Below are 14,889 nucleotides of genomic sequence, written 5' to 3'. Positions count from 1 at the left end.
ACGTGGCCGCCCCGCGTCGGTGGGGTCCTCTGGCGCTGGCCGCCACCGCCGGTTGCCCTCCCGACCATGATCCTTAGTCCAACACGGGAATATTGCTGTCTTGTCATAGACAGCCGCCGACCAGCTGTCTAGCGTCGAGGTCGAGCGGTCCGATGGGGCCGCACTCCTAGGGGGTTGAGATGGACAGCAGGTCGGGTCTCACGCGGCTCACCAACACGAGCAACGGCAGCGGCTCGGGGGAGTGCAATCAGAACGACTGCCCCAACGTCTACCGCACCGAGCGGGGGACGTTCGTGATCCAGGGGGACGTGTCCGACGCCTTCACACCGCCCGGTGGCGAAGGACTCGTGGAGATTCCCGAGAGTGTGCTTCGGGAGGCCGTCCGTGCGCTTGGATGGTGACGCTTGGCAGGCAAGGTTCCGCGACTTCAAGACGGAGGCGTGGCGGCTTGAGACTCTTCCGGCCTACAACGTTCCGCAGGAAGTAGAGGAACTGCGAGCGTTCCGGGCGGGTGAGCGGATTGACCCGCATGCACATTCCAACGCATACACGGATGACCTCAAGAGGGTGCATCGAGAAGGAAAGCTCAAGGGGCGTGTCCACATCGTCACGCGACCGCTCTCCGAGTATCTGCTCTATGAGTTCATGTACTACCTGCCGCATGTGTGGGCGGGCGAAGACGTGCGAATCATGGACGTCACGGATCGCCCCAACCCACTGGCCGGCGTCACCGACTTCTGGATGTTCGACAAGAGGGAGGTGGTACTGATGAACTATCTCCCCGACGGAACGCAGATCGACCGTACCGTGTTCGAGGGTGACATCAGCCCATTCATCGAATATCAGCGAATCGCAATCGTTGAATCGGTGCCTTTCGAGGAGTATGTGAAGGGCATTGGCGCTTGATCCGCAAGAGCTAGGCCAGTCGAATTCGGACCTAGCGGCAATACTTAAAGAGCTTCGAAAGCGAGCTGGACTCTCCGGGGTCCAGCTCGCTAGGCGTGTCAGCATGTCGCAATCCAAGATTTCTAAGATTGAGACCGGCAAGGTTACGCCGTCACTCGTTGACGTTGAGCTGATCTTGCGGGCGCTTGATGCGCCCTCGGAGCTGATCGCGCACGTGACGGCGCTTGCCCGCATTGCTAACACTGAGTGGCAGGATGCCAGGGCTCTACGTCGGAAGGGGCTGGAGAAGAAGCAAGTTGAGTTGGCGACCCTGGAACGGAATTCGAAGAAGTTCCGATACTTCTTGCCAACCATGATTACCGGGTTGCTTGCGACGCCAGAGTACATCCGGGCCAGCCTCGATCCATTTCCCGGCGATCACTCGAAAGCTATCGCGAAGAAGCTGGAACGGCAGGCCGTCCTTTACGATTCGGCTAAGCGGTTCAGCTTTATCCTGACCGAGCAAGCTTGCCTCTGGCCGCTTGTGCCGGCACAGGCCATGGCAATGCAGATCGACAGACTTGCTTCCGTATCCCACTTGCCGAACGTTCGACTCGGTGTCATCCCGATGGCTGGTCATATGCCATGGGCGCCGTTGAACGTATTCACGGTCTATGACGAGTCGCTCGCCACCGTGGAGGTATCCACAGGTGCGCTCGTGTTTCGCGACCCTCGGGATGTTCAGGAGTACCTGGACGAATTTCGAACCTTCGAGGGCTATGCACTTTGGGGTGAGGATGCTCGGGTCAAGCTAAGGGAGTGGGCCGACCACTATCGAGGGATATCACAAGATCTTTAGTCGATAGCGGGAATATCGTTGAGTGACTGCCTGAGATTTCCCTAATCTGGTTTCTCGCCCACAAAGCCGAGAACCACGGGAGTCGTTCATGTCCGCTGGGGGTTTCGCACAGTCGACCGACGCGAGCCGTCCGCCGAAACGTCGCCGTTCCCATGCGGAACTCATGGAGCGGATCGAGAACAACCCGATCCGGAAGGACCTCACGACGGGGCGCCTGGTGGAGCTGGTCAGCGAGTCGGACGGGTTGGCGGTGGTGCATCCGCTATTTGACCCGGACGGCCCCCGCCGTGAGGTCCCGGCGGACCAGTTGATTCGCAAGATCGGCCAGTGGGGGTGACCGTGGCGGAGCAGTGGCAGCCGGAACAGGGCCAGCAGGTCTACGAGCGTCGGACAGGTGCTGCCGTGGAGATCATGGAGATCCGGAAGTTCGGGTTGTACGTCCGGCCATTGCGCGGCGGGGTCGAGCGGGTCGTTCAGCGTGCTGACCTCATTCCGCCGGACGACGCTCCAGGCGGTTTCTTTGATTGGCAGGCCTCGCGCGGGTGAGCGGGGCCACGATCGGTGAGAAGTTCGCCCGTGGTCTGAAGATCGCCATCACCGAGCAGCCGGCGGGCTAACGGAGCGGGCCCCGGAGCGTGCTCCGGGGCCCTGACTCATGAACTGAGTCCAGCGAAGCTTGCTACACCAAGGAGCAAGCCACCAGCCCCAACTACGGCACCTCCGCCCGCAGTCACCGCCACAAGAGCGGTTGCCCCGAGGGCGAAAACGACGATTCCTGCAATGAATCCGACGTTAAGGGACGCCAGAAGAAGGGTTGCGGCTACCCAAGGTCGACGCGGCTTTGCTGTTGCCATCTCTATATCTCCATATCGTCAGGTCTGCATGAAGGCATCACGTCCTTAACTTGATGACTGGGGCTCGGAGACCTGCGGCCGCCCGACGCCCCCCATCGCCATCGGTTACGGCCCGTTCTTCATGGTGCTCCTCTAAGCACTCTCGACTTGACGCCTGTCTCCGGCATCCGGCCGGGGCGTCGCGGCACACCGTAGCGCTAACTGTGCCTGTCTGCACCACACCTGACGTAAGGCCAGGTAAATCGCATGGTGCCCACACTTCCCGAGATCCGAACCCGTCAGCCCTGACCCCGAGGAGGTCGAACGTGCCCTTGGCGACTGTTGACGATGTGGTCACCCGCCTCAGGGGGTCGCTCCTGACGGGGAGAAACCCCGCGTTCAGGCTCTTCTGGAGGATGTCTCAGCGCTCATCGCCGAGTACCGCACTGGCAGTTGGGACAGGGCGACTCGCCCAGCCTCGTTTAGGGTGTCCTCATGGAGCGCCCGGGGCTGGCTGATCCAACTCTCCCTGAGGGGCATGGTGATCTCCCGTGACGGTCACTGAGATGGGTCCGCAAATGAAGGAACCGCCCCGGCCAAGCAGGCCGGGGCGGTTCCTTTGTTTCGAGCGTTCAGAGCAGCGCGAGGAACGGGTTCCCGGTCGTGACCGACTCGCGACGGAGCGCGTGGGCGGGAACCGGGGGCGCCTGGGGAGCGGGCTTGGCCGGGCGGTAGGTGTCCATGCGGACGATTGTGGCCGGGCATTCGTCACGCTGGGTTCGCGGCCGGCTGAGCGGAGCGTGACCGGCCTCATCCTCAGCCAGCGTATAGACCGTGGCCGGACGTCCCAGGCCGGAGCGGTCGAGAGCGACCCTCACCCCGGGCAGTGCCTTGACCTCATCGGCGGAGGCGCCGACGTATGGCAGCAGTTCGGAGGACCGTGCCTTACCGCCGTTCATCTCGATCCGGGCCCGGACCTTCTCCGCCAGCGTCGGCACCCGACGAACGGGCTTGGCTGTCCCGGCCGCACCGCTGGTGATCGCGACCGCACAGCGGACGCTGTAGCGCACCAGAGAGAACGCGGCCGACAGACAAGCACGGTCGATCACGTCGCAGCGTTCCGAGGCGGCCAGGCAGGCCGCTACCCGGATGGTCTGTTCAGCCGTCCGTTCGACGTACACAGCCTGGGCCTCGGGCAGGTTCTCCGAGATGATCCGGGCGTACCGGCGGATGGTCTTCCACAGTCGCCGGGCATCCTCTCCGAGGCTGATCACGTGCCTGTCACCGGCAGCCCAGTAGTAGGCCTGGGCAAGGTCCCACCCGTCCGCGTCAGGCAGGGTGGCTCCGTCGTCATCCAGCATCGGCACGGAACTCAGACTGAAGGGCATGATGCGGTTGAAGCTGCCGCCCGCTGCCTCAGTAGCCCCGACGTACTTGGCCCAGTCGGAAGGCGTTATGTGCGCATGAAAGACGACGGCCGGAACATCCACACTCTGAGATTCGGCCTTCGTGGTGTTCCGGATCGACGCCCCGTCCCAGGCGCTTCGGAGTTTCCCGGTGAACGAGGCATCCCGCCGTACGCGGCGCAGCACCTCCGACCACTCCTCTTCGAGGATCAGGGCCCGAACGTCGCGCCCGGCCTCGGTCTCCTCCGTGGCCTCCACCTGCTCAGCAAGGTAGTTGACCAAGCTCGCTCCGGAGGTGATGCCACTGGTGGTGTGCGTCTCCAGGAAGCGGCCCAGGGCAGGCTTCATGATGTGCTGTGCGGTCCGGAGCGCCGTTCCCTTCCCCTTGCCAGTACCTCCGACCAACGCACTCCAGACGAGTGCCGGACGGGCGTTGCCCCGGCTGGACACCTTGACCGTCTGACCGATGGCAGCACTCCACATGCTCAGAGCCGCCACGTAGATGCCGACGGGGTCGCACTCGACGTACGGGCTGACCTTCTCAACGGCCCGACCGATGGGCCCATACAGAGTGATGGTGCTCATGCTGCCTATCTCCTGAAGATGGTTGAGATCGGGTGGCCGGACCGACCCCAGCCACCCTGGTGACGTACTGGCCGTGCGACTGTCAGGCCGCTGTCTTGCTGGTCTGGGTAGCCACTCGGTAGGCGTGGCGGACCGAGGCAGGGATGGGACCCTTGGCGTTCACCGTGTAGCCCTGAGCCTTGGCCCAGTCGCGTACGGCCTGTGCTTCGGTCTTGGCTGTCGACCGTTCCGCTCGGACGGCCTGAGCGCCCTTCCTCACCGGTTCGGGGAGCGGGTCACCGCCCTTGAAGCGTCCGGCACACACGGCGTCCCGGAAGGCTCCGGGCTTCCTGGCGTCGAAGCAAGGGATGTCGAACTCAACTGCGTCTTGCAGCTTCTTAGTTGCGCGCTCCGCACCCTCACCGCAGATAATCAATACCGTGCTGTCGTCGGCACGGCCTACCACTTCGTAACCCATGCGGCGGACGGCTTCCCGCGCGTCGTCCCAGGCGTACCCAGGCACCTCCCCGGTGATCATCACGGACGGGCAGACCTCCGGCTCTGCCTCGGTCACGTCCTCTTCGGCGCCGTCCTGGTCGTCGTGCTCGGCCTCTGGGATGGACTCCTCAGCAGCAACCGGCGCGGCCTCAGGCTGAGCGGGCGCACCAAGCGCATCCATCAGGTATCGAGCGAAGACAACCCCGTGTTCCAAGCACAGATCCCATGCGTGACCAGCAATGGTCAGAGACTCCGTAGCCTCTTCCTCACTGCCATCACGGGCAATGTGCGCATCGCAGAAGACTTTCTCAACGGGAACCAAGACAGTCGTGCGCATGGGTTTGTTCGTTCCTTAGTGGAGTGAGTTCCAGTGGTTCAGCCGGAGCCTTGCTTCTTACGGCTGCCATCCCCGCCCACCGGCCCGACCGGCGAACGTCTCCATCGTCTCACCAAAAACCCCCAAGACGCCCTCACTGGCCATCACGGATGCATTTCTTTTAGATAACTAGATGATAAATGTAACCGGGGGTAATGCTTCGTTATTACTCGTGAACCCCCACCGGGGGTGCCTTTCTCGGGCCTTGTACGGGTTTCAAAATTCTGCGGCCTGCAGTTCCGGCAGGTGTCAGGGGATCCTTCGGGTCGCACTCGGGTCTTCTGGTAAGCCATTGCTCACGGAGCGGATTCAGGTGCATTCGCAGTGCGATGGTTGACTCAAGGTGTTGGATCTGCTTGACACCGTCGCTCCTGAGAGGAAGCGTTAGTTGGAGAAGCTGTCAGGCCCCTCGCCGATGGGTGGTTTCTAATGGCAACCGTGTGCGAAGAATATGTGGCGTGGGTAAGGGATACGCTGACCAAGTGGCCCACGTGGCTACCGGGCGACCTCGTCGTGCCAGGAGATGTTGGCTACTTCGACGACCAGAGGCGATTTCGCAAGCTGCCCCACGGTGAGCAGCTAACTGTCGCAACTCCGGTCATCACTGGACTCAAGGCAGATGGCTTATTCTCTGATACCGGCAACATGGAGCAGAATACAGCCAACCTGGAAATCTTTGGCTCGCTGCAGTTGAAGCTAGTAAAACGCCGCGAGCGAGCGTTTGTACTCTATGTGCGAAGAGGTCAATACGAGGAGTTGGAAAATAGTTCCCCGGCGCTGGCGGAGGCAAGGGAGAGGCTAGCGGCTGGGCGATGGGGGCTGCGTTGGATGATCGTTGGCCAGCGCATTAAGGTTACGGATGGATTTGCGCTCGTCCTCACTAAGAGGAATCAGGGGGCTTCCTTCAGTATTGATCTCGGGGCGTTGGCGGCGCTAGCTGCAGGAGTGCCAACTTTGCAAGGGCTGCTCAATGCAGGAATGCAGCTCGCTGGGGCAACTGAAGGCGGCCAGAAGCACGTCTGCCCCAAAGGGGGAACACTCGTTTTCGATCAAGCGTACAGAGTTGATAGCGGGCTCTGGAAAGACCTCTATGGAGGCAAGATCCCGAACGGGAAGGCGACCTATCGGTCGAAGTATTCAAGATTCTCGCCTGCCGAAATATTGGCAATGGGCGAAGGTGATCTATTCGACACTGCATTTACGGTGCGGCAGATGTAACCTTGCGGTCATTGCGGCAAGAATAGATCGGGCCCCTACCTCAATGGCAGGGGCCCGAAGATTGAGGAGATCAGGGAGTGGGCAACTCCACGGCGGCCTTAACGATGCCCTTGGTTGGCTTCGTCTCATCAAATGTATGGTCAGGCTTGGTGGTATCCAGGCCCGGGTATCGTACGACCTTCCCACCGTACAGGTGGAGATTATCCACGTAGTCGGCGCGATAGCGCTCGCTTGGGCCGGAGCGGAATCCGGTGAACTGAGACGCGTACGTGGCGAAGTCGGCGTGTCCGGCCACGACATCGACCCCGGCCGGCATGGCCGTGGTAGAGAGGATCGTGAAGCCTGCCAGACGAGCCACAACGCCATTAGCGGTCACCCCGGCCTCGCCGTAAGCCCCGGCATTTGCGACGGCTGGGTGCTCGACCAGGTAGCGCTTTACCTTCGGCGAGATAACCACGTATCGACCGTCTGGGATGTCATTGCCATCCAGGGCAAGCATCATGTCCAGCACTCCGCCGTAGAGTGCCTGGGGAATGTTTCCAGAAGTGGGCTTGATGTTCGGCATTGCGGTGGCTCCAGTAGAGATCACGCGGCCCATGAAGGTGTCCGCCTCGCGGGCTAGGGCCCGGATCATCTGCTGGTTGATTGGCGACTCCATCGCGCCCGCGGCCTGCACGCGTTCGATATCTTCGACCAAAAGCTGTAGGTACTTGGCCTCGGTAATGGTGAGCTTCTGCTCCACCGTCTCGGGCCGCTGAGCAGTCATCCCGTCGGGGAGCTTGTAATCCCCAACGGTCGGGGTCGCAAGACTATTAATGCTGACGACGTCACCCTTGCTGCGAATGTCGCCTTCGTACTTCCGATTCGCCACAAGCTTGGAAGCCCAAACGAGCAGCGGATCGTACTGAGTCAAGAGGGTGCTGTCCCAGATCGAGGGAACAAAGGAGTGGGTAGCTGGATTCTGGTACGCCTGGGCCATATGGCCTCCTAGGTGTTATCGGTGTTGAGTTCGGGGTGTGTGACGGCGCGCAGTGCCTTACTGGCTTCCTTCCATCGCCTCTCATTAAGCCTGGAAAGAGCCTTCCACTTGGCAACCTCGGCCCGGAGAGATTTGATGGTCTGCACTCCAGAACCCGCCTCAGTGGTGCTAGCTGTGGACATGGCCTTACTCATTCTGGGGATCTCCTATAGATCAGCGATAGCGGGCATCGAGCGAGGGCGCCTGAAATGCCGGGATTGAGCCGCGGTGGTAGCCGGCGCCCTGGATCTGCGGAAATTCAGGCTTGACCGATGCGAGAAGTGGCTGAATTACCAGACTGATGACATCAGTGTTGGGTTCGCCGTCCTCGCCCAGAAGCTTCGAAGAATCAAGCAAGTCGAGAAAGCCATCAGGGAACTGGAAACCGCCAAGAGCAGCCTGCACCCTCAGTTCCGCATGAACGAGGCGAGTCGAATATTCCTGGTGAATCTCGGCTCGAAGTACATCACTTGGATCTGTCGGATCGGCCTGGGTCGCAGGGACTTCCGGACTGGCCGGCACAGAGCCCGGAGCCTCATCAACAGTCGTCTCAATGTCGCTCATGGCGATCCCTCCAAATCAAAGCTGTTTAAGAAGGCCGCTTCAGGGCGGCCTGGAACTCACAAGAGGAAAACGTAAGAGAAGACACTGCCCCCCTTACCCCCCATGCCCGGAGAGTAAGGGAGGCATGTATCTCTGTGGTTCTCACAGGGAGGTATCCGCAGAGACCCATTCAGCATGATGCTTGGACTTGGTAACTGCCCGGCTCACTTCCGCGTCAGTGACCCACCGCCCAGTGAGTGTGACTCCAGAGAGCGCCCATAAGTGAGTAGCTGTGCCCTCTACTAGTTCTAAATAAAGGCGACAGGTCAGACCTGGGGCAGGTTGATCCACGTCCAAACTTTCCGGTAGTCCTCCAAGTCCTGCCCCTGGTGGCCCGGGAAGCTGTATGTCAAATTCCGATGCCTGCCTATGCGGATTCCTTCGCGCTGTAGAGCCTTCAACTGGGCCTTGCGCGGCCCCTTGTGGGCGGGACAGTACTTCTTTGGCTTGCCTGCCTTCCGCGCCTTCTCCGGGGCGTACAGCGGATCTCGGCAGCCAGGCCAACGGCAGTGTTCTGCCGGAGTGCTGCGGCGTTCGATCCCGTACCCGGCCATGAACCCAAGGCCGGCCGCTGCGGCCCCGGTAGTCATGTCGAGAAGTTCTAGGTAGTGGTCGGGCTCGCTCGCGCCGGGCATTTCCCTCATGAGTGCGTCGATCTCCGCCAGAGGGTCAACATTAGGGCACAGAACAGCCGTTGCTATGTCGTGCTCGCATTCATGCCACGGGCTTGGATAGGAGTCCGCGGGGGCCTCTTCTGTCCCGCTCAGGTATCGGTCGGCCTCCTGTTCAAGCCGCCGGTACTCAGCTTCCCGAGGGATGCGACGGTCAGTGAAGGGCAGCACGGGCTTGTCGCTCATGAAATTGCTCCGAGGGATGAGAAAGCCCCCGGTGTTGGCCGGGGGCCTGGCAAACAAAGGAACGGATCAGGGGGTCTGCTGGTCTATCCAGGCTTCGAGGTCGCGCGGGCGGCACCGAAGGGACTGGCCCACCTTTCGGAACGGGATACCTTCGTCTCGCCAGTTGGAGTAGACCCAACTCTTTGGCTTGTGAAGGTAGTTGGCTACGTCACCAACCGTCATGAGGCTGTGCTCCAAGTGCATCCCTTACTGCGGCGTGGGGCGGCGTTCCCGCCCGTTGCTGTCCGGCCTGTTCTCAGAACAACATGGCCGAACATGTGGCAGCAAGTTCAAATCTAGTGATCCATGACACGTTTCCGAACTTGACGCAGCCTGTTCGCCATGGGCTAGGGTCGTGTCATGACTTCACGAACGAACGAACCCGGCCTTCCCCCGGGATGGCAGCGCGAGGGTGACTCGCTGGTGTGGGTGCGGTCCTATGGGCCGTGGCAGGTGGCGGCCCGGTGCCCGTCCGGCGCGCCCTTCACCGGTCCCTCGGAGCTGACCATCCGCCTTGGCGTAGGTGGCAGCGATGAAGAGATCGAACAGGGGATGGCCGAAGCCCTGGAAACGGACGGCATTCCCGCCAGTCTGCTCCGACAGCTTCCCTTTGCGGAGATCAAGGCCCAGGCCCGGGCCGCGCTGGCGCAGGAGGCCGACCAGGACACGGGTGAGTCGTGGCCCGTGCCGGCTCGCTGCCGGACCGAGATGGACTATGCCCTCCTCGTGGCTGAACTGGTCCGCATGAGGGCCACGGGAACCACGGCGCCGCAGCAGGCACTTTCAGACCGACTTGGGATCGGCAAGGCGACCCTGTCTGAGCGGGTCAAGCGGGCCAAGGCGCTCGGGCTGTGGGACGGCAAGCAGCTCACCGGCAAAGCAAAGGAACTGCTCACTGAGTGGCAGAGCGAGCGAGAGGCGCAGTAGCAGCAGTGGCAAAGCGCGGCAACGGGCTCGGGGGGACTCCAGTGGAGATCCCGCGCAAGGGCCGACCGAACACCTGGGGCGTACGGACGCCCCTGCACCTCAACCGGGCGACGGGCAAGCGGGAGCGGTACTGGATCGGACGGGAGTACAAGACCAAGACCGAGGCTGAGAAGGCGCTTCGGCAGTGGCACAACGAGCATGACGCCGGAGCGGTCCGCGTCTCGTCGGACATGACGCTTGGAGACTGGCTGGACAAGTGGCTGAGCACTCACCGGAAGGAGGGGACGACTGTGGCCGGATACGAGACGAAGATCCGGTTGCACATCAAGCCGCACATTGGCGCAGTGAAGCTCAACGAGGTCACCGACGACACGTTGGACGACCTGTACCGGATGCTGGAGACCGCACCGTGCCCCACCAATGCCGGTAAGCCACTCGGCAAGAAGTCTGTTCGCCACGTCCACAACATCCTGTCCGGCGCTCTCGGAGCGGCGGTGATCAAGAAGCTGATCCCGTCCAACCCGGCCAAGACCGCCAACCCTCCGACACAGCGGGAGATCAAGGGGCAGGAACAGAAGTACCCGACCCTCGACGACGCGGAGACGGCCAGGTTCCTGGCAGCGGTCTGGGAGCCGTGCGGGAACAGCAAGTGCGGTCCGTCCCACCACTGCCTTCGTGATGCGCCTCTCTGGACCTTCATCGCGGTGACCGGCTGCCGCCGCAGCGAGGCGCTGGGGCTGCGCTGGGTAGACGTGCACTGGGCCAGCGGAGCTATAGACCTTCATTGGGTGGTGGTGGAGGAGGGCAACACCTTCCGGCACCGGCCGCTGACCAAGGACGGGGACGACGCCGCGAGCATCTACGTCGACCAGGCCGTCATGAGCGTGCTCAAGCGGCAGAGGGACCGGCAGCAGGAGGAGAGAGCAGCACTCGGCTCGGTCTGGCAGGACCACGACCTCGTGTTCGCCCGTGACGGCTTCAAGCTGTTCAAGACCGGGCGGGCAGGTGGCCCACAGGACCCGGAGAAGGTCTCGGCCCGGTGGCGGACCTTGCGGAGCCGCCTGGGTCTGCCGGAGGACTTCCGGATTCACGACCTGCGGCACTCGCACGTCACCAACGCCCTGGAGGCGGGGGAGAACCCTGTAGAGGTGTCGGCAAATGTTCGGCATCACTCGCCGGGGTACACGATGGCCCGGTACGGGCACAGTCGAAAGGACGGAGCCAGGAAGCTGGCTGCGAGCAATGCCAGCAGGGTTGGCCTGTCTGCCCTGGTCTGATCAGGGATTCTCTGGGCTGTTGGTCACGTGGTTGGTCGCGCCACTGCCCAGAAAAGCAAAAAGCCCCAGATGAACTGGGGCCTTAGCTGGTGTCCGAGGGGGGACTTGAACCCCCACGCCCGATAAAGGGCACTAGCACCTCAAGCTAGCGCGTCTGCCATTCCGCCACCCGGACGGGGTGTCGTCCTCGCGGCCTCGTCGGCCGCGCTGACAGATGTAACTGTAGCAGTGATCGGCTTGCGCTCCCAAAACGGCTGTGGCCGGGGGAGCCGCAGGTGGCGGCGGGGGTCGGGGGCGGGCCGTGGCGCCGATGTGACCAGGGGGTTTCCCCGGGTTTCCGCCGGGTTCGCGGGGTGGATCCCGGTGGGGGGCTGGGGGAGGATGGGCGGACGTGCTCGTACGGCCCGGGTGCAGGCCCGGGGGTGGCGCGACCGGCGCGCCGGTGCGGGGCAGAGACGAGGAGTGACCGTGAGCGAGCGGAGCGAGTCGACGGCGGGGCGGGCGGCGGCGCCGAAGGTGACGGCCGAGTCGGAGGTCGCCGAGATCTGTCGCGATCTGATCCGGATCGACACCAGCAACTACGGCGACGGATCCGGGCCGGGGGAGCGGAAGGCGGCCGAGTACGTGGCCGAGCAGCTCGCGGAGTTCGGCCTCGAACCGCAGATCATCGAGTCGGCCAAGGGGCGGGCGTCCACCGTGGTCCGGATCGAGGGCGAGGACAGGTCGCGCCCGGGCCTGCTGATCCACGGGCACACCGACGTGGTGCCGGCCAACGCCGCGGACTGGACGTACGACCCGTTCGCCGGTGAGATCGCGGACGGCTGCGTCTGGGGCCGCGGCGCGGTCGACATGAAGGACATGGACGCGATGACGCTGGCCGTCGTCCGCGACCGGCTGCGGACCGGGCGCAAGCCCCCGCGCGACCTCGTGCTGGCGTTCCTCGCGGACGAGGAGGCGGGCGGCACGTACGGCGCCCGGTACCTGGTGGACAAGCACCCGGACCTGTTCGAGGGGGTGACCGAGGCCATCGGCGAGGTCGGCGGCTTCTCGTTCACCGTCAACGACAGGACGCGGCTCTACCTGGTGGAGACGGCCGAGAAGGGCATGCACTGGATGCGGCTCACGGTCGAGGGCCGGGCCGGCCACGGGTCGATGGAGAACGACGACAACGCCATCACCGAGCTCTGCGAGGCGGTCGCCCGGCTCGGGCGGCACACCTTCCCGCTGCGGATCACCAAGACCGTCCGGGCCTTCCTGGACGAGCTGTCGGACGCGCTCGGCGTCGAGCTCGACCCGGAGGACATGGACGAGACGCTGCGGGTGCTGGGCGGCATCGCCAAGATGATCGGCACCACGCTGCGCAACACCGCCCAGCCGACCATGCTCGGTGCGGGCTACAAGGTGAACGTGATCCCCGGGCAGGCGACCGCCCACGTGGACGGGCGGTTCCTACCGGGCTACGAGGAGGAGTTCCTGGCCGAGCTGGACAGCGTGCTCGGCCCGCGCGTGAAGCGGGAGAGCCTGCACTCGGACAAGGCGATCGAGACCAGCTTCGACGGCGCGCTGGTCGAGGCGATGCAGACCGCCTTGCGCGCCGAGGACCCGATCGCGCGCGCCGTGCCGTACTGCCTCTCCGGCGGGACGGACGCCAAGTCGTTCCAGGACCTCGGGATCCGGTGCTTCGGGTTCGCGCCGCTGCAGCTGCCGCCGGACCTCGACTTCGCCGGGATGTTCCACGGCGTGGACGAGCGGGTGCCGGTGGACGGGCTGAAGTTCGGTGCGCGGGTGCTGGACCGGTTCATCGACCTGAGCTGAGCGGCCGGGGTGGGCCGGGCGGCACGCGTGGGCCGAGGGCCCGGGGCCGTGCGCGGCGCCCCGCACGGCCCGCTCCCGGGATGCCGGGGGCGGGCCGTCCGCATTGTCCGAGCTAATGATTTGCAACGGGCGGAAAAGTGATCCAGAGAAACGTTTCGCCCTGATTCACGGCGTCGAGTACCTGTGCGAGGCATCACCGTTGCGGGTGAATGAGAGCGGTGCTCCGTACCCCGTTTGCCACACCCTCGTTCATTCCTGTGCAGCCCGCCGAACGGGATGCGTTGTTCATACAGGAGGAATGATGAAGGTCAAGAAGATCGCCGCCGTGACCGCTGCCACCGGTGGCCTGCTGCTGGCCGCCGCCGGTGTCGCGTCCGCCCACGGCGGTGCCGTCGCCGACGGTGTGGCCGCCGGTTCCCCGGGCGTGGTTTCGGGCAACCAGGTGCAGATCCCGGTGCACATCCCGGTGAACGTCTGCGGCAACACCGTCAGCGTGATCGGCGTGCTGAACCCGGCGTTCGGCAACCACTGCGCCAACTTCTGAGCGCGTGGTTGACCGCGTGACCGCCTGACCGGCGGCTCGCCGGGTCGACGACTCACTTGGCCCCCGGGTGGCGGACGCGCCGCACCGGGGGCGCTTGTTTTGTCCGGCCGGTAACACCGTGAGGTCATCTCACTCGATCGGGTGAAGCGGGTGCGTTCGGCTCAACCTCCCGGGCGGCGCCTCGTTGTCCCGTGTGCATTCGAAGACCTAGCCAGTTATTCGGAAATTCCGACTTTCTGTAGGTCTTCACGTCGTCTCGATACGTCAGGGGAAAATATGAGGAATGTAGCCAAGAAGGGGCTCCTCACGGCCGTGGCCACCGGCAGCGTCCTGGCCTCGACCGCCGGCTACGCCTACGCGGGCGCCGAGGCGCAGGGGGGCGCGGCCGGTTCGCCGGGCGTGGCCTCGGGGAACTCGGTGCAGGTGCCGGTCGAGGTGCCGATCAACGCCTGCGGCAACACCGTCGACGTGGTGGGCGTGCTGAACCCCGCGTACGGCAACCACTGTGCGAACGCCTCCGGGCACCCCGGCGGCAGCGGTCACAGCGCCTCGGGGTCGTCCGCCTCGGGGTCGTCCGCCTCCGGCTCGACGGCCGGATCGCCCGGCGTCGTGGCCGGCAACAGCGTCCAGGTGCCGGTGCACGCGCCCGTCAACGCCTGCGGCAACTCGGCCAACGTGGTCGGCGTCGGCAACCCGGCCTTCGGGAACGGGTGCGGCAACGAGGGCTCCACGGCGGCCACCCCGCCCAGCAAGCCGGACGACGACTGTCCGGAGGAGCACGGCCCGCACAACCCGCCGCCCAGCCAGCCGTCCACCCCGCCCTCGCACACCCCGGGCAGCGGCGAGACCACCCCCGGCAACCCGCGGACGGGCAGCCCGACCGCCACGCCTCCGGCCGCCACCCCCTCGCCCGCCACGCCGACCGCGACCGGCGGCAGCCAGAGCGGCCAGGCGGTGCCGGTCGCGGCCCACCAGGCGAGCCCGCAGGCCACCGCGCCGGCGGCCGCCGACAGCCAGCTGGCCTCGACCGGCGCGGGCGGCGCCGAGCTGCTCGGCGCGGCCGGCCTCGCCCTGCTGCTCGGCGGCGGCGTCCTCTACCGGCGGGCCCGCGCCGGCGTGCGCTGAGCCCACCGGCCCGCCCGCGGCCGTCGCCGGACGGGACGGCCGCTG

Annotated in this window: 17 protein-coding genes and 1 tRNA gene; 11 read left to right on the top strand and 7 right to left on the bottom strand. The window is 64.5% G+C overall.

The features are described 5' to 3' along the window. Positions 1-179 precede the first annotated feature (179 nt). The 5 genes from ACFVHB_RS35495 to ACFVHB_RS35475 all read left to right on the top strand — a co-directional run bounded on the left by ACFVHB_RS35495 (position 180) and on the right by ACFVHB_RS35475 (position 2,290). Positions 180-401, top strand: a complete 222-nt coding sequence (locus tag ACFVHB_RS35495; RefSeq protein ID WP_380330601.1) for a hypothetical protein — start codon at positions 180-182, stop codon at positions 399-401. Further along, positions 385-906, top strand: a complete 522-nt coding sequence (locus ACFVHB_RS35490) for a DUF6879 family protein (RefSeq protein ID WP_380330598.1) — start codon at positions 385-387, stop codon at positions 904-906. The genes ACFVHB_RS35495 and ACFVHB_RS35490 overlap by 17 nt, the downstream gene beginning before the upstream one ends. Continuing rightward, a complete protein-coding gene (locus tag ACFVHB_RS35485; RefSeq protein ID WP_380330595.1) occupies positions 896-1,744 on the top strand; it encodes a Scr1 family TA system antitoxin-like transcriptional regulator in 849 nt (282 codons plus the stop codon). The genes ACFVHB_RS35490 and ACFVHB_RS35485 overlap by 11 nt, the downstream gene beginning before the upstream one ends. Positions 1,745-1,907: 163 nt before the next feature. Beyond that, positions 1,908-2,081, top strand: coding sequence for a hypothetical protein (locus ACFVHB_RS35480; protein WP_380330592.1), 174 nt, complete (start codon positions 1,908-1,910; stop codon positions 2,079-2,081). Beyond that, positions 2,072-2,290: a hypothetical protein gene (locus ACFVHB_RS35475; protein WP_380330589.1), complete on the top strand. Its 219-nt coding sequence runs from the start codon at positions 2,072-2,074 to the stop codon at positions 2,288-2,290. Before ACFVHB_RS35480 ends, ACFVHB_RS35475 begins: the two co-directional genes overlap by 10 nt. A 919-nt stretch (positions 2,291-3,209) precedes the next feature. Here the strand turns inward: ACFVHB_RS35475 and ACFVHB_RS35470 are convergent. Both ACFVHB_RS35470 and ACFVHB_RS35465 read right to left on the bottom strand, forming a co-directional pair. Next, complete coding sequence (locus ACFVHB_RS35470) at positions 3,210-4,568, bottom strand: DUF3987 domain-containing protein (protein ID WP_380330586.1); 1,359 nt, start codon at positions 4,566-4,568, stop codon at positions 3,210-3,212. Between the two features lie 82 nt (positions 4,569-4,650). Beyond that, a complete protein-coding gene (locus ACFVHB_RS35465) occupies positions 4,651-5,382 on the bottom strand; it encodes a histone-like nucleoid-structuring protein Lsr2 (RefSeq protein WP_380330583.1) in 732 nt (243 codons plus the stop codon). Positions 5,383-5,859: 477 nt separating this feature from the next. Here ACFVHB_RS35465 and ACFVHB_RS35460 point away from each other — a divergent pair, with 477 nt between their 5' ends. After that, positions 5,860-6,639 carry a hypothetical protein gene (locus tag ACFVHB_RS35460; RefSeq protein WP_380330580.1) on the top strand — a complete coding sequence of 260 codons (780 nt, stop codon included), beginning with the start codon at positions 5,860-5,862 and terminating at the stop codon, positions 6,637-6,639. A gap of 70 nt (positions 6,640-6,709) precedes the next feature. Here ACFVHB_RS35460 and ACFVHB_RS35455 read toward each other — a convergent pair whose 3' ends face one another. From ACFVHB_RS35455 to ACFVHB_RS35440, 4 genes are all read right to left on the bottom strand, one after another. Next, the gene (locus tag ACFVHB_RS35455) at positions 6,710-7,618 is read right to left on the bottom strand and encodes a hypothetical protein (RefSeq protein ID WP_380330577.1); all 909 of its coding nucleotides are present in this window, start codon (positions 7,616-7,618) and stop codon (positions 6,710-6,712) included. Positions 7,619-7,831: 213 nt separating this feature from the next. Further along, entirely contained in the window at positions 7,832-8,221 is a 390-nt protein-coding gene (locus tag ACFVHB_RS35450) for a hypothetical protein (RefSeq protein WP_380330574.1), read from the bottom strand. A 305-nt stretch (positions 8,222-8,526) separates the two neighbouring features. Next, positions 8,527-9,117: a hypothetical protein gene (locus ACFVHB_RS35445; protein ID WP_380330571.1), complete on the bottom strand. Its 591-nt coding sequence runs from the start codon at positions 9,115-9,117 to the stop codon at positions 8,527-8,529. 66 nt (positions 9,118-9,183) lie between these two features. Continuing rightward, on the bottom strand, positions 9,184-9,339 hold the full coding sequence (locus ACFVHB_RS35440) for a helix-turn-helix domain-containing protein (RefSeq protein ID WP_380330568.1): 156 nt from the start codon (positions 9,337-9,339) through the stop codon (positions 9,184-9,186). 177 nt (positions 9,340-9,516) lie between these two features. Here ACFVHB_RS35440 and ACFVHB_RS35435 point away from each other — a divergent pair, with 177 nt between their 5' ends. Both ACFVHB_RS35435 and ACFVHB_RS35430 read left to right on the top strand, forming a co-directional pair. Beyond that, positions 9,517-10,083 (top strand): hypothetical protein, encoded by a 567-nt coding sequence (locus tag ACFVHB_RS35435; RefSeq protein WP_380330565.1) that lies wholly within the window; start codon positions 9,517-9,519, stop codon positions 10,081-10,083. Beyond that, positions 10,056-11,360 carry a tyrosine-type recombinase/integrase gene (locus tag ACFVHB_RS35430; protein ID WP_380330562.1) on the top strand — a complete coding sequence of 435 codons (1,305 nt, stop codon included), beginning with the start codon at positions 10,056-10,058 and terminating at the stop codon, positions 11,358-11,360. The genes ACFVHB_RS35435 and ACFVHB_RS35430 overlap by 28 nt, the downstream gene beginning before the upstream one ends. A gap of 87 nt (positions 11,361-11,447) precedes the next feature. On the opposite strand, the gene ACFVHB_RS35425 is transcribed toward ACFVHB_RS35430, so the two are convergent. Further along, a tRNA-Leu gene (locus ACFVHB_RS35425) sits at positions 11,448-11,535 on the bottom strand. A 293-nt stretch (positions 11,536-11,828) separates the two neighbouring features. Here ACFVHB_RS35425 and ACFVHB_RS35420 point away from each other — a divergent pair. The 3 genes from ACFVHB_RS35420 (at position 11,829) to ACFVHB_RS35410 (ending at position 14,844) form a co-directional block, all read left to right on the top strand. After that, positions 11,829-13,175, top strand: a complete 1,347-nt coding sequence (locus ACFVHB_RS35420) for a M20/M25/M40 family metallo-hydrolase (RefSeq protein WP_380330559.1) — start codon at positions 11,829-11,831, stop codon at positions 13,173-13,175. 298 nt (positions 13,176-13,473) lie between these two features. Beyond that, positions 13,474-13,719 carry a chaplin gene (locus ACFVHB_RS35415; RefSeq protein WP_380330556.1) on the top strand — a complete coding sequence of 82 codons (246 nt, stop codon included), beginning with the start codon at positions 13,474-13,476 and terminating at the stop codon, positions 13,717-13,719. Between the two features lie 276 nt (positions 13,720-13,995). After that, positions 13,996-14,844 carry a chaplin gene (locus ACFVHB_RS35410; protein ID WP_380330553.1) on the top strand — a complete coding sequence of 283 codons (849 nt, stop codon included), beginning with the start codon at positions 13,996-13,998 and terminating at the stop codon, positions 14,842-14,844. The last annotated feature ends 45 nt before the right edge of the window (positions 14,845-14,889 follow it).

This window comes from Kitasatospora sp. NPDC127111 (assembly GCF_042677465.1).
In the GTDB taxonomy this organism is placed as follows: Bacteria; Actinomycetota; Actinomycetes; order Streptomycetales; family Streptomycetaceae; genus Kitasatospora.
This window is presented reverse-complemented; position numbering and strand designations above follow the sequence as displayed.